Origin of the sequence: Paenibacillus sp. 2TAF8 (genome assembly GCF_052114825.1) — a bacterium.
GTDB lineage: Bacteria > Bacillota > Bacilli > Paenibacillales > Paenibacillaceae > Paenibacillus.
In genome coordinates this window covers 1-14,630 of the sequence record NZ_JBFRFN010000008.1, presented here as the reverse complement: position 1 = coordinate 14,630, position 14,630 = coordinate 1, and the positions used below count along the sequence as shown (strand labels likewise).

Sequence of the window (14,630 nt, the reverse complement as noted above, 5' to 3'; positions counted from 1 at the left end):
CTCAATATATGGATAAATGTGTTTATTTGTACCTATCTTCCCCGTGATTTTTCTCATTTCATATGGTCTATTATGCTAACCGCATGAAATTGGTTGTGTCAAACATCTACATGACGTGCTATTTCGTTATCACTTATAAGGAATAAAGCCAGCATTTAAGCGCTGGCTTTTCATTAGAAAGCGTTTATTTATCTTTGAGAAATGACGGCCTTCCATAGTTTGCCTTTCGCTGGTAAACAACAGTCACTTCCCGATCAGGACCACCATCTAACGAAGGAGCCATGAGTTTCACTTTCGGGAGTTCGCCAACTGGCTGTTGTTTAATAAACTCTTCATTCGTTTTACTCATTTTAATCCCCCCCAAAAAAAAAGATGATTTAATATGGTGAGCAGTTCTTGATTGAATTTCTTTAAACTCTTCAATTTAAACCTCTTTCTGACTCCGATATGAAGAGTGACTCAATTTTACCCAAAGGATAACATAGTTTATGTGAAAATGACACTCTGTCATCATAACTGTTGAATGTTACATTAAAACACTAGATACCGACCCTTCAACTTCAAAGGTCGGTTTACCCAAAATTGAGAGAAGAAAAAATGGTTTTACCGATAAGACATCTTACCTTTCGGGGAACCGGCATGATTGGTAGCGAACTGCTGGAAGCTATGCGGCAGGGAGGGAATCCGATTCTGTCGATGGCTCAGCCGCAGAAATGACAACCAATTAAATTCGTAATCTGATTATGTCCTATCTATTTGCCGGGGAGAGGTTTTGGCCTTGGTTTCACGCAGCTAAAAGACTCAGCATAACAAATACACCTGAATCGCCGGATCGAGGCGGATGGGCAGTACCGAGGAGCTTAGTGTTGTAGCGTTCACCAATATGGCGCTTGAAGGAATGTCAGGCTTGTTTTACAACGGAGCTGTGCTAATTTGTCTACAAAGGCATTCAAAGAAATTAAGTAAACAGTAAGAAAGTAACACACTCCCTAGTCTAACTATACGGAGAATCAGGCGGTTATATATTCAAGTTGATCCTTCCAGTGATTCGTTGGAAAACGTCACTTAAACGGCTGGCGCTTCTAATTGCCAATTAATCATTTTAAAGTCTATTGAATCAACAAGGCACAAGATTCTGAAATAAGCCCACCTTAACTCAGACGGTCACACCACAACAAATGGCAAAATGAGAGGTCCTATTTCGCTTTTCATTCTTAAGTCTATCTAATCGGTAATGGGAACAAGAATTTGTACCGATAAAATAAAAAAAGCCGCTAAAATAGCGACTTTAGTGAGAACAGTAACCTCCTCTGTTTGGGGACATGGAAGAATAAAAAAGGGCTTAGTCCTCTTTTTTTATCTTACTCCGTTGTTAAAAATCAGGTCCTCAACGTTGATTTTAAGTACTTTGCATTTTTCGATCTTCTGTATTAAAAGATGTCACCTTCTAAAATTAAATTGAGTATTCTATTTGTCAAAAGAACTTGATATCGATTCAATATATTCAATTTTATCTTTATTAATATGATAGTGCTTTATTGAGTTTGACAAAACCTCTTCTACACCTACAATGATGAATTTGCTATCAGTAGATTGATATACATACATGTTCTTTAATAATTCTCCATTACTTAGTCTAATATTTTTTCTTTGATTCGTTTGAAAGAAACTACGGGTTATTTTATTGATTGGATGCATATAAGCGTGCCTTAAGAGCAAAAACATAATAAAGGAAAACCCTAAATAAAAATATAAATTCAACTTATTTTTTTGTATAACTTCATATAAAAGTGATAACGAGTTAGTATGATTGAGTTTATAGTAGGTATTTAAAAAATTAATTAGTAATGAGATTGATTGATAATAAAAATATATAATGAGAGATGAATGTATCAGAATTAAATAAAACACGAAATATTTATAGGATTTTTGTCCGAAAAGTCTGATGAAGAACCTATTAATCGAAATTTGAAACTTGCTATTCTTGAAATCAGAATAGCTATATGCAAGTGTAAGAGAAAACAACATAAAAAACAAATTTACAAACATTAACCAAGGGCGACTAGCCCCAACTGTATGCGCTGAAGTTAGTACAATTGTTATTATTAAAAAAATAATTACTTCAGTGATTATCTTTCTAAGTATATTTAATTGGTTTGATTCAAATAATCTTTCAGGATCTGATGATTTGTAAAAATTAATTCCGATAACTACAATAAAAACAATAGCGGTAAGTGTAGAAATCCCAGATATATTTAATAACTTTAGATACTCCACTAAGTCATCTCCATGTCTATTAAACTTTAAAAATTAGGAATTAATTCTATTTCAAATATCGGTTCCAATCTTCTTACGAGATCATCGCTTATTTCCGGAACAGTAATAAAGAGTCTTTCTCTTGCTCTACTCAAAGCTACATAAGCTATTCTATGTTCCTCATTYTTCTCCAAATCTGGATTTAGAAAGATTTCCAGTTTCTCTGAAGAATTAAAAACAACAAGTACATTCTCAAACTCGTCTCCTTTTGACTTATGAATCGTCTTATGATTACTAAAATCTTCGCTAATGTTGACACATAGGGCTAATTGTTCATAAGAATTAGCTTCATAAAAACTTGCGGCTACCCCTTTGCCTAATTTAGATATGTCTGACTTTATATGATTTTTAACTACTAGATAAAAATCATATAGCGGTTTATTTTTGAAGTCATCATACTTATTTAGCAATAGATAAAGTGACTTTAATGCTATCTTCTTTCGTTCACCAGCATCATAAATATCTCTTTCAAAACTTTCAAGTTCTTTTATTGCCTTATTTATATTTCCTTCTCGGGCATATTCTACAGCTTTCAAGCAACTAACAACTACCTTGCTTCTGTATTTATTACTGCTAGAGGATTTATCTATATCAATAAATTCTTCAATTAGTTTATCATTCATATATTCTCCATTATAATCTCTTCTCATTGCATTAGATGTTGGATTATCACGAGATAATGAGTAAATATCTTCACCGTTGTTGCAATATTTTCTTGCGCAGGATAATGCAGCCATCCTTTCACCAACTATGAGTTTTGGAATATCTCCTTGAATATTTCTAATTTTATTTTGCTTTATGTCTTTTCGAATAATATTTAAAATATCTATGATAGAATTTGTGCTTCTTCGATTATCTTCAATCACGTACTCCACTAAACCAGGCAATTTAAAAGAGGAGAACTGACCAGGAACCGCGCCTTGAAATCCGAAAATAGATTGAGCTTCATCGCCAATAATTCCAACAATTGTTTCCTGTGCACCAATTAATTTCAGGATTTCAATTTGTATTGGATTTGTATCTTGAAACTCATCAATAAACATATAAGGAAATTTAGATCGTACTACATTTAAAATAAAAGGATACTTCTTTAGTAGTTGATAGCTGAAAAAGAGAACATCATCATGTTCAAGAATGCCCTTTAACCAATAGAGTTTTTTGTAAGCGAGCAAATCTAAACTAAGGATATTTAAACAATTTTTATTTAAATACCTTCGATCGTCTTCATTGGCTATATAATAAGCCTGTCTATTATCACAAATAGGTAAAATATCTCCATTTTTGTCTATGTGATATTTTAAGCTCTTGAGCCACCGAGTAATGCTTTCAACATTCTCACGTAGTTTAATCAGTTGATTAACGGAATAAGGATTTACTAACTGATCTGAATTAGGATGAGTTTCAATCCAATGCTTTACTTTTTTAAAGTGAAGTACCTGATCTTGATGTCCATCCATTTTTTTAATATTTAGTTCATATTCGTTACTGAGGTAAGTAGCATACGGTTTTAATACATGTTTATACAGAAAACTATGTAAAGTCGAGACTTCAACTTGATGTATATTAGTTCCTAATCGTTTTAAAATGGTATCCACTGCAATGTTAGTGTATGTAATACAGGCAATTTTCCGTGTTTTTTTTAGTCTTTTAGTTTGATGAAGAACATTTTTAATATGATTTATGAGCCAGTATGTCTTTCCGGCACCAGGACCGGCAGATACTCGGAAATGCTCCTCGATTGGGATTAGTGTTTTAGAATGTATTTTTATCATTTAAGTACCCAACTTATTGCTTCCTTAATATAATGAGGCACAACGAATTCTTGATAACCTTCTTTTCCTTTTTTATTGATGTTGTCTGTTAGAATGTAAGCCAGTTCCAAGGCGTTTTCTCCTTTTCCAATTGAATTTAAGTAGCGGGAAGCAATAATTGCTCTTTTCTTTTCATCTATGCTCCATGTAGTATTTGAGCTAATACCTTTCAAAATTCTTTCATTCTCTTTACTTACTCTAAGGAGACCTTCAAAAGCTTCTAACTCAGCACCCGACTTAAATAATCTCATCATTGTCTTTAACTCTTCTTGATTTTTCATCGACTCAGTAACAAGCAATTCAAGTGAGGGATTGTGCAAAATTAGATCATACTCAAATGTTGTGCCTTCCTTTTCATCTTGACTAAAGAAGAAGATGTTAGAATGTCCTTCTTTCGGAAATAAGCTATATGAGGGATTGTGCTTGTAGTCATATTTATCTTCTTGTACTCCGTATTCAAAAGGATAACATTTGCTATAGCTAGCCCCTTTCTTCTTCTCCTTTCTCTCGGGATCTCGATCTGTAATGCATGCTATCTTTTTATTGATGCTATACGGATTGGTTGAGCTAAATAAATTTAAAAAGTGATCAAAGAATCTTCCTCCAACATTTACAATTGCTACGTGATTTTCCTCCAGCGAAAATCCTTCATATCTAGCTAAGGTAGAGAATAATAGTTGCTCAGCCAATCCCTCAACTAAAATAACTTTCTGAGCAAATAACATATCAGATTTGGTGGCATCAAGAAATCTTTGCACATATTTTTTGCTTTTTTCATTGTTTTGAAATGCTTTACCTGGATATCCCACACTTGTCTCACCATCCTCATTATGCAAACAGATCATTTCATCTAATGATACAGAGGAAGTAATATGGGTTGAATGTGTTGATACGAAAATCTGCCTGACCTTTTTCTCTTCTTTATTTTTTAATAAGAATTTTAGAAACTGGTGCTGCATAGCTGGATGTAAGTGTGCTTCAGGTTCTTCAATTGCTAAAACTGGAAAGACTTTTGCGTTACTCCCTAGATAGTTACCATCTGAACTAACTTGCATCTTAGATAACAATAGTGACATGAAAATCAGATTATTGTATCCCAATCCGTTATGCGTTGCAGGGATCTTGATTCCGGTTTCGTACTCAATTATTAGCTTTAAAGCCGAAAACATCTCAACATCAGAGATACTTCCATCAAAACTTGGATTTGCTTTATTAAAAGATGCACCAGTATCTTTTGCATAAGATAAAATATGTCCTTTACCTAGCTCCATTCGCTTTATAAGATCCAGGATTAAAGAATCTGCTCCGTCAGAAAAGGTTTGTTTTTTAAATTTGATCCTTTCTGTCTTTTGCTCCTCTGTCATGGTTGGGTCTGACTTTATGTCGTAGTCCATATAGAAGTCTAGTACATCTCTGAGAAGAGTATTTCTACCAGAGAGCATATCTCTTTCTACATCCCTAATTGCATCCAGAAATTGAAAATCAAATTTTTGCAATGATTCATTATCCGCTATGTTCTGACTTGTTACATCGCCTCCCCAGATCTTACTTACATATAATCTTAGAAAATCCTGTTGGACGATTTTCCAAGCTTTTTCTTTATCGGTGACATTGCTAAGTGCCCTAACATACTTTTCAGTTTCTTTCTCGGGAAGATAAAATTCATATGTCAATAGTGCCTCATAGGGCTCTTCGAGCTTGATTAACCAGTTTGCTACTGTGACCAGATCATCGGAATGCAATTCTTCATTTTCACTTTGTCTTATGGTTACGCCTACCCGTATTCTGGGTGGATTTACTTTCAATTCCTCAAGAGAGGTGTTTTTATTAAAATCGTGAATTTCTAATCTCTTTTTACCGTTGGAATTTAGAACTAAGGCTAATGCACTAATTAGGTTGGTCTTACCTGCGTTATTATGACCTATGATCACATTAACACCATCATTAAATATGATTTCCTTTTCTCCGAAATTTCTGTATTTTTCAATTTCAACTTTATAAATATACATATGTACTGTACCCCCAATTCTTACGTAAATATAATTTTTGTTAGATTAACGTAATTAACGTACCTTTTAAGAGAAGAATCCTTTGGTCTTTAATCGATTCAATATCATATCCATATCACTCACACTCTTACCTGAAAACATAGTATCTAAGGGGCGCGTTGTTTAGTAAAATTACTTCCCCTGATAGACTGAAATACTATTTCATTATGCCATATATTCTTCTCTAAATAATCATAAAAGACAACTTTTGTAACACTATTTGATGAAGCATATATTCTATTTTTAATAGTTCTACAAAGATAATTGAGTATAAATATATCATTAATCTGAATTATAACATCATAATTAGAAGCTCTGCATACAATTTGATTTCTGATTGGATCTTGACCTAAATCATCCTATACTTCTCTGGGAATATATTGATTCAAGAAAAAAGATATTTAAACAACTAATATGAATTTTGGGAGTAAATTGCTACAATAGTATGTGTATAGAACCCCCTAATCTTCAAAGTAGAAAGGAGCCTTACACTGATATGGCTTATAAAGTGACGTCTTCGGAAAGACTTCGGCCTTCAGGTGCAGAGTACGAAACGAAAGCTTTACTTTATTTAATGAATTTTAGAAATGACAGCAATGACATTTACTTTTTTGTTGTGGATTTTTTTAATGATTTAACCGGTATGGATAGAATGGGAAAGAAATTATGGGATATGCAGTCGAAGGGGGCCAAAAATTCTTCCCCTAAAGCAATCGGAAAAGAACTCGTTACATTATTTAAGAATTATCGAAGTGAAATAGAGTTTGGCTACTACCTCCTTTTTCTCGGAGGTGTATCAAATACAGTTCGAATTGATAACTCTCTTGATATCTTTAATATCAGCAATGTGAAGACTGAAGCCGTGAAAAAAATAAAAGAAGGACTATTAGAAGAATCTCAGGATAAAACATATATTGAGTATGAATCAATAAAGGATGAGGAAATTGAATCATTTTTAAATAAAGTCCAGTTCATTGTTGATGACAGAAAGCCAAGCGAATATGTTAAATCAATTCTTAAAATTCATCCAGGAATTATTCCAGATGAATCGACACTTGTGGCAATTTTTAATGAAATTAGAGATAAGCAATCCAGCAAAAAAAATATTGGCGTTGTCGAAAATATTATTATTGAAACAAGCTTTGAGGCGCTTGATTATTATCATCATATGACAAGTAATGAAATTAAAATTTTGGTTTTAGGAAGAATAATTAATAGAAACCCATTTGACAAAGGAGTGCCATTTTCTTTTTCAGACATCCTACATAAAGCTCCACCTGAAAAGAGGAAAACTATTTTAGAAGATTGTCAATTGGCTTTATCAAGAGCCCTTTTCAATAAGAACCGTGCAGAAGAATTTTGGATGTTGTTTGAAAACGTTTATTCAACAATAGTCTCAAATCCTCAAGACGATATTAATAAGATTTTTTTAAAGTTGGATGCTAGCTTAATTGATCAGAGTGATTTTGATGCTGTTTCTCTTAAATATTTTATATCTATTGTAAAGGATGGCATAGAATAATGATAATTCACAAGGTAGCGATAGGGAATTCTGAAGAAGCTTTTGTTGAAAATAATTTATCTGAATACTTAAATATAATTTCAAGTGACGATAATAATCGTGGTAAAACTATATTAATTCAAAGTCTCTTGTTTTGTTTAGGAAATAGCCCTGCTTTCCCATCAACTTTTAATTATAGAGATTACTATCATATAGTTGTTTTCTCTGTAAAAGAACAACTATACTCACTTTGCAGAAAATCTGATGCATTTATTCTAAGAAATGGCCAAAAAATATTGATGTTCGATAGCATTTCTGAATTAAAAAGATACTGGACAAAAAATATTTTCAAGCTCCCTACAATTACAAAAAATGGATTAGAAAGAATTGTCGATCCCGAATTGTTTTATCAATTAAATTTTGTAGGTCAAGATAAAAAAGATACCTCTACTATCGCCAATAAGAATTATTATAATAAAGTAGATTTTTTTAATATGTTATACTCATTTATCAATATAAATAATAGTACTAGAACTTTAGAGGACGACGATGAAGCAAAGAATAAAATTAAAAAATTGAAAGAGGAAAGAAAAAGTTTATTGAATCAACATAAAATATTAAATTCAAATAATCCAGCAGCAAGTTACTTAAGCAGTGTTAATGACAAACAGAATTTTAAGTCAAAAATAGATAAAGTAGAGAAACTTAGAGACCAAATATTAGAACTTAGTAAAATGAGAAATGCAGCTTTAACAAGGAAAAGTAAATGTGAGATGACCATAAAAGAGCTACAATCCTTAAACAGAACCATTGAGTCTGGAGAGCTAAGGTGTATGGATTGTAACTCAACTCATATCAAATTTAAAAGTTCAGTTAAAAATTCTTATAGTTTTGATGTGTCTACACATGAAATTCGCCAGCAAATTCTTGAATCAATTTCAGAAAAAATCAAAGCATACAGCGAGGATATGGAGAATTTCACATTTGAAATAAATAAACGTCAAGAAGAAATGAATAAAATACTTGTGCATGATGAAGTTACCCTAGAATTGTTAGTTGCCTTTAAAAATGACATGTTTTCGGCAAGTGATGCAGAAAATCGTATAAATATCATAGATGAAGATATAAAAAAGATAGAGGCAGAATTAGTTCAGAGTGCTAATATTTCAACAGATCTCGTAAAAAAACAACGGGACTTGATATTAAATATTACAGGTCTTATGAATGATACTTATTCGAAAATTGATCCTTATGGAAACCTTGAATTTGAATCTATCTTCACTAAAAGTAATCAAATATTTTCAGGTAGTGAAGCAACAATTTACCATCTTGTGAAATTATATTCTCTAGCTAAAGTATTAAAATATAATCTTCCTGTTATTGTAGATTCTTTCCGTGCTGAAGATTTATCAACTGAAAAAGAGTTAGTAGTCTTAGATATTTTTTCTAAACTACATGTGCAAGTAATATTTACAACTACTCTTAAAGCTGAAGAAGTAGGTAAGTATGACAGTATGGAGTCTTTAAATCATATTGACTATTCTACACATACTTCGAGTAAAATTTTAGGAAATGAACATTTAAAGGAATTTAAGGCATTAATAGAGGAATTCTCTTTAAAAATTTAAGTGTTTTTTGGGATGGAAATTTATAGTTTGTAACTCTAGTTGAAGAAAGCAACCGATCACATTGATCAGCTGCTTTCTTAGTTTTATTATGCTATCGCTTCCCGGCTAGAAACGGATATAAAAGATGAAGTTTACATGTCCGAATGTTTTAATAAGCACCAGGGGCGTTACTCGGTACTTGTAGCCGAAGAGAATGATCAAGTGGTCGGATGGGCTTCTATCAATTCGTATAGCCCAAGAAGCGTGTATGACATGTCGGTGACCTCTCCATTTATATTCATCGTGATCATCGTGGCAAGAGGGTTGGAATAAAGTTACTTCAGAAATTAGAGTAAATCGGTAAGCAGAATAACATTTATAAGTTTGTTCTTTTCACCTTCCATTTAATACGCTTGGTCAGAGCCTATATCATAATGCTGGATAAGAGTCTGATTAGTTTCACTGGTACTTTACATCCCCTGATCAACTCCAACTAAGAACCACATATATAATTAGAAGTTAGGCTAGCCATTTACTGAGAGCAACAATCTCATTATTAATTAGGTGCAGAGAAAAAGAAAGCTGCATAATTTTGATTCGTAATTTCAGTATTATTAACGTTCATGTACTTCATAAGCAATAGCTATTAATACTAATCATTGTCATCAAATAAGTCTAAGCCCTTTTCACCAAAATATTCGACTGATTGTGCTATTAGACTGTTGTCATATTTTTCATGCCATACTTCTTTAGGACCAATAATAAATTTACGGCCATTAATTTCATAAGCATGACGGGTCGCAAGATGTACTCCATAAACATCTTCACTCAAGAAATATGGTTTGATTAAAAATTGTTTAAATTCCTCCGAGAGAACCTCTCCGGGTGTGCGAATACTTCGAGAATATGTCTCCTCTTTTTTCCCTACAACATGTACTCTAATTTCACCTTCCTCTAAGAAACGATGCAACGCGCTGGCATCTATAACTGGTATGTTTCCTTGTATTTGCCCAGAACCATAAAAACAGCTGACTAATACAAAAGGATATATTTCTAAACGATCAAGCTCTTTACGTGAGATTCCAAATCGAGTACAAAATTCATCTTTATTTCTGTTTATATAAAGCACAGCCTGCTCTGCTTGTTCTACTCCCTTTTTAATCTTTTTGTCGGCCCCCCGGTAATCCTGCGGCTCAAGAGGTTCAAGACGATTTTTCAATTGTCCAATGAACAGATGATCACCTTTTTTGGCGATTAGATCGATGTCACCATCATATTGCTTCTCATTATACTTATATGAATAAGGCATCGGTGTCGGATATACATCAAAACCATATTCAGTTAATAAATCTTGGACGGCTTTCTCGAAGTCATCTCCACGATCAGCCAAATTGACTCCAAGCATCTTCATATGATGTAAAAAAGTTTTCGAAAAGTTATTCATCATAAAGAGAGAAGGAATAATAATGACCTTATCTCCCAATTGTATTAATGGCTTGTAGTACAAGTCGTAAATTTTATCACTGCCGAAAGTAAACAAATTAATCATTTGATCAATTTCCTTACTGTCGATAGTGCGCTTTAAAACAGTAGTAAGAATTGGTTTGAAGATCTCAGCGATTTGTCCTTTCTCAATGACTAAATATGGCGCTCTTGCCTCCTTGCCAGTTGTTTGAATGAAGTGTTTTGTTCCCTGAAAATAAATAAGTGCCAGTGTGTGAAGACAATAATAAAAGAAGAAAACATCAAGAACGCTAATAGATTTGTCTTTAATTTTCAATTCATGAAGATTAGTGATGTACATGTCTTCGATTATTAGTAGATGATTTTGATAAGCCGTTTCTGTAGCTCGTTTGTAAGCTGCGGTAAAGGTGTTTTGGTCAATATTAACTTTAAAATCATCGCCGCTCTCTTTGATTTTAATAACTGTGCTATAGTCAATTTCCTGGCTCCCCCAGCCGAAGTATTCCTCGATTTTCCCTTTATTTCGTAGTACGTTTTGCATACGCGCTGTATCTCGGATAAATGGAAGTTTATAACGCAGAAACTCTTCCTTATCACGAATTATAAATGAGACTTCATGCTCGTAAACATTCATTGTGACATGATTGAGAGAAATCTCCTTGGTTAACCACTCTAGATAATTCAGCCCACGAATTATCGGCGCTAGTTGGTATCGCAGATCAACGAATGCATCTGCTACGTAAGGTAGCTCCTTAAACTTGCCTTTAAAAGTCCCTATTTGGGAACCTTCTTTCCATAGTTTCAACATACGATTTAGGGCGGATATGCCACTTTCAAAGTCAGCTTCCATACCATAAACGTAGAACGAATAAAATACACGATCCAACTTAGTAGGCTTTGCTCCTAATAGGCCCTGATTTAAGTTTTCGAATGTCGCTAGAATTACATGCAATGCAGTAAAAGAATCTAGAGAATGCAGTTTCCGAACAATTCTTTTGTATTCTTCACTATACCAATCCATTTCTACATTAAGTACACGACATTGCTCTGAATAATCCTCAATTTGCAACCCAAGGGCTAAACAATGTTCTGCAACTAGCTTACAGAAAAGCGATGTTTGGTTAGGATCACCTGACATATTTAATAGAATCATTTCCTTTCTTAAAAAGGTGATTATTGCTTCATGGTTATTCTCTTTCACTGCAATCGAAATGCTCTTTTTCATCAATTCATAAGCTGGTTTGTACCTTTTATAACTTAATAACTCTCTTACCGATTTTACATCTTCCCACATGCTTTTCTCCCCTTTGGCTTCTATGTACAGTCACACTAAATAAGACATCTTCTATAATTATGTCCTTGTCATATTAAGAAAAACCTACTCCATTTTAGTATATTTGATTCTCACCCTCCGACTACTTATCCTTATCTGTTTTTACTTTTAGTCTTTCTTTTTACTCATTCGTATATTTATATATGAGCAATTCATTTTCATGAAAATTAACAGACTCTATGAACTTTTCTTGCAAATTTACACGTGAGATAAACAGACAGGTAAATAAAGGACTATAGGGATAACTCCTCGAAACATAATAAAATGATAACAATAACGAGGTGATACATTTGATTAAAAGCACTCCCTATTGCAATTTAATTACCGAAGGTCGAAATGCTATGGATCACGAAGACAAAGCTGCCATTCAAAAAATATTCGTCAAGGGTAAATCTCGCCATGAGATTCGATTTGCCTGGTACAAGAATAAGAATGGAAAATATCATTTTCAATCAAGACCTCTTGATCTCACTGAGTCTGAACTTCTATCTGTTTTCAAATCTGCCCTAAAAAATGATGTCTTCAGTCCGGAGTTCATACGGGATCTAAAAAGTATACTTTGAGTTTGATTTTTTATAGTGTACAGACTCATTTTAATTGCAACGATCCTTATTCTCAGCTTTCTAGTTGAAGAAAAGATTCTTAATGATCTATAATCCTTTAAATTAATACTGTTTAAGGAAAGAAAGCAACAACTTCCGGTACTGCGCAGTGAGGTTGGTTGCTTTCTTATTTATTCGCCGGAGATTTCCCTTTCTCATCTTCCCCATATAAGCAGTCACCGATCTCCCTATCCATCTTATTATCTAGCATTTAGAATTAGCACTATTCACTCCCTAGCTATCATTGCTGGGTCATCAAGGATGTGGAAACCCGCCAAGGAGCTGATAATCTATAGGGAAGGAACTCTTCATTCAAAAGCTTAGTTAGATTGGTCTAAAGGCGATTAGCCTATGAATAAAATTAATGTCAGTATCGCATCTGGCTCCAATTCCTGTACGTATACAATTAACTGTTCAATCTTCCATGGGATTCTGTTCTACCTGAGCGAAATTATAAATAATGATCTTTTGAGATATGGATGTTATCATAGACACTTCAATTTCTTTGCGAAGTCACCACTAAGATTTTCAATATACTCCAAGCACTTCATCGAAATATTAAAATATAATTGCTCTTATTATTCACGTTCTACTCAACTTTGGTTGTGGCAGATCTATTTTTATCTTTCGTGATAGGGTGAATTCTTCCACAAGGACACGAAAAAAAAATAATTAATACTGAACAAAATAATTTGCCGATCACTTATTTTTATCTAGGGGTAAACTGACGGTCTACAACAAATCAGTAATGGAATCAAGTTCTTGTCCCCCCACTTTGTCCGTTGTTTACTTCACCAATAATTTCAAAATGTTCGTCCAGACTCAAAATCTCACGAATGCCTTCAGTTGCTAATGCGAATTTATTATCCATACTAATAAGTTCCAACAAGGGTTTTCGATTTGTCGGCATTCCTACTTGGTTTCCAAACCCATAGCTTCTTGGACTTTTTGAATTATGAACTTGACATATTCAAATATTTGATCATTTTCTCTGCATTTGTGTTTTTTCTTCATTGGTTGAATAGACTTTTGGATACTTCCTATGATCTTCTTGATTACATTGATTTCAGTAAAACTTCGACTATTTATATTTTTCAGTTACAATCTCTACACTACTAACATTTTTGTTTTCTTCATGTATTGTTAATGGGATCAAATACTGCATTACATTCATTAAAATAATCAATTTTAGAGATATTTCTTTTGTTCCATAGTTGAGGTCAAACCCATGTAAAATGGCATTTCTACTAATTTTAGATTCAATGGGCTGTTCGGGTCTAAAAGAAGTGTAAATTACCTTCTCGCAATATTTTCCAATTGATTCAGCATAGATAAGGAAATTGTTCTTATCCTTTATTAGATTTATTAGAGCTCTTTGTCTGAGATGTTCATTATAATTAAAAGAATGATAAACATAGCCTTCGATTTGACAAAGTATGGTCGGCACAGATACAAAGTACATTCCATTGTTGTGGGCATCTAGCACCTGCTTAAGTATATTAATTCGGTTATTTAAGGTAGGGTTGGCGGTCCATATTTTTTCAATCTCGTTAATTCTCTCTAAAGTATAATATTTTAACATATATCGCCGATATAATTTTTCTGCTTTATGTATGTTGTTGCTATTGAGATAAAACAGCACACTATTCAGTACCTTTGTGTTCATAAACATTCCGGGATCTAAAATCCATTCTGTTTTAGAGGAAAATTCCTCAAGTACTTTAGAAAAATTGTTGGCCACTTGTTCGAAAAAACGGGCGAGAGCTTCTTTAAAACCAAGGTTATAGTCAAACAGGCTTTTAAATTCCTTCTCATTGCTAAGTTTCAAAAGTGTCTCTCCATTCTTTTGTAAAGTATCCTAATCAAGATAGAATCTATTTAGCCCCCTAGAGAACTTGGACACTAAGAGAGTGTATGCGGTACACTACTAGTGACAAGGGGATGAGGA

8 protein-coding genes are annotated in these 14,630 nt (G+C 33.3%); 3 read left to right on the top strand and 5 right to left on the bottom strand.

Annotated elements, in window-relative coordinates; genetic code table 11:
* Nucleotides 1-184: 184 nt before the first annotated feature.
* The 3 genes from AB4Z30_RS13625 to AB4Z30_RS13615 all read right to left on the bottom strand — a co-directional run bounded on the left by AB4Z30_RS13625 (nt 185) and on the right by AB4Z30_RS13615 (nt 6,136).
* Nucleotides 185-349 carry a hypothetical protein gene (locus tag AB4Z30_RS13625; protein ID WP_441927176.1) on the bottom strand — a complete coding sequence of 55 codons (165 nt, stop codon included), beginning with the start codon at nt 347-349 and terminating at the stop codon, nt 185-187.
* Nucleotides 350-2,303: 1,954 nt separating this feature from the next.
* Complete coding sequence (locus tag AB4Z30_RS13620) at nt 2,304-4,088, bottom strand: UvrD-helicase domain-containing protein (RefSeq protein ID WP_441927174.1); 1,785 nt, start codon at nt 4,086-4,088, stop codon at nt 2,304-2,306.
* Complete coding sequence (locus AB4Z30_RS13615; protein ID WP_441927172.1) at nt 4,085-6,136, bottom strand: ATP-dependent nuclease; 2,052 nt, start codon at nt 6,134-6,136, stop codon at nt 4,085-4,087. The genes AB4Z30_RS13620 and AB4Z30_RS13615 overlap by 4 nt, the downstream gene beginning before the upstream one ends.
* Nucleotides 6,137-6,671: 535 nt before the next feature.
* Between AB4Z30_RS13615 and AB4Z30_RS13610 the strand changes: the two genes are divergently transcribed.
* From AB4Z30_RS13610 to AB4Z30_RS13600, 3 genes are all read left to right on the top strand, one after another.
* On the top strand, nt 6,672-7,697 hold the full coding sequence (locus AB4Z30_RS13610; protein ID WP_441927170.1) for a hypothetical protein: 1,026 nt from the start codon (nt 6,672-6,674) through the stop codon (nt 7,695-7,697).
* Nucleotides 7,697-9,304: a hypothetical protein gene (locus AB4Z30_RS13605; RefSeq protein ID WP_441927168.1), complete on the top strand. Its 1,608-nt coding sequence runs from the start codon at nt 7,697-7,699 to the stop codon at nt 9,302-9,304. The genes AB4Z30_RS13610 and AB4Z30_RS13605 overlap by 1 nt, the downstream gene beginning before the upstream one ends.
* A 135-nt stretch (nt 9,305-9,439) precedes the next feature.
* The gene (locus tag AB4Z30_RS13600) at nt 9,440-9,616 is read left to right on the top strand and encodes a GNAT family N-acetyltransferase (RefSeq protein ID WP_441927166.1); all 177 of its coding nucleotides are present in this window, start codon (nt 9,440-9,442) and stop codon (nt 9,614-9,616) included.
* A 319-nt stretch (nt 9,617-9,935) separates the two neighbouring features.
* Here the strand turns inward: AB4Z30_RS13600 and AB4Z30_RS13595 are convergent, their stop codons facing one another.
* Nucleotides 9,936-12,041, bottom strand: coding sequence for a hypothetical protein (locus AB4Z30_RS13595; protein ID WP_441927164.1), 2,106 nt, complete (start codon nt 12,039-12,041; stop codon nt 9,936-9,938).
* A 1,722-nt stretch (nt 12,042-13,763) separates the two neighbouring features.
* Complete coding sequence (locus AB4Z30_RS13590; RefSeq protein ID WP_441927162.1) at nt 13,764-14,510, bottom strand: hypothetical protein; 747 nt, start codon at nt 14,508-14,510, stop codon at nt 13,764-13,766.
* Between the last annotated feature and the right edge of the window lie 120 nt (nt 14,511-14,630).

Coding starts and splice junctions, on each gene's coding strand:
- AB4Z30_RS13625 (WP_441927176.1), bottom strand. CDS start 349: ATGAGTAAAACGAATGAAGAGTTTATTAAACAACAGCCAGTTGGCGAA.
- AB4Z30_RS13595 (WP_441927164.1), bottom strand. CDS start 12,041: ATGTGGGAAGATGTAAAATCGGTAAGAGAGTTATTAAGTTATAAAAGG.
- AB4Z30_RS13610 (WP_441927170.1), top strand. CDS start 6,672: ATGGCTTATAAAGTGACGTCTTCGGAAAGACTTCGGCCTTCAGGTGCA.
- AB4Z30_RS13605 (WP_441927168.1), top strand. CDS start 7,697: ATGATAATTCACAAGGTAGCGATAGGGAATTCTGAAGAAGCTTTTGTT.
- AB4Z30_RS13600 (WP_441927166.1), top strand. CDS start 9,440: ATGTCCGAATGTTTTAATAAGCACCAGGGGCGTTACTCGGTACTTGTA.
- AB4Z30_RS13615 (WP_441927172.1), bottom strand. CDS start 6,136: ATGTATATTTATAAAGTTGAAATTGAAAAATACAGAAATTTCGGAGAA.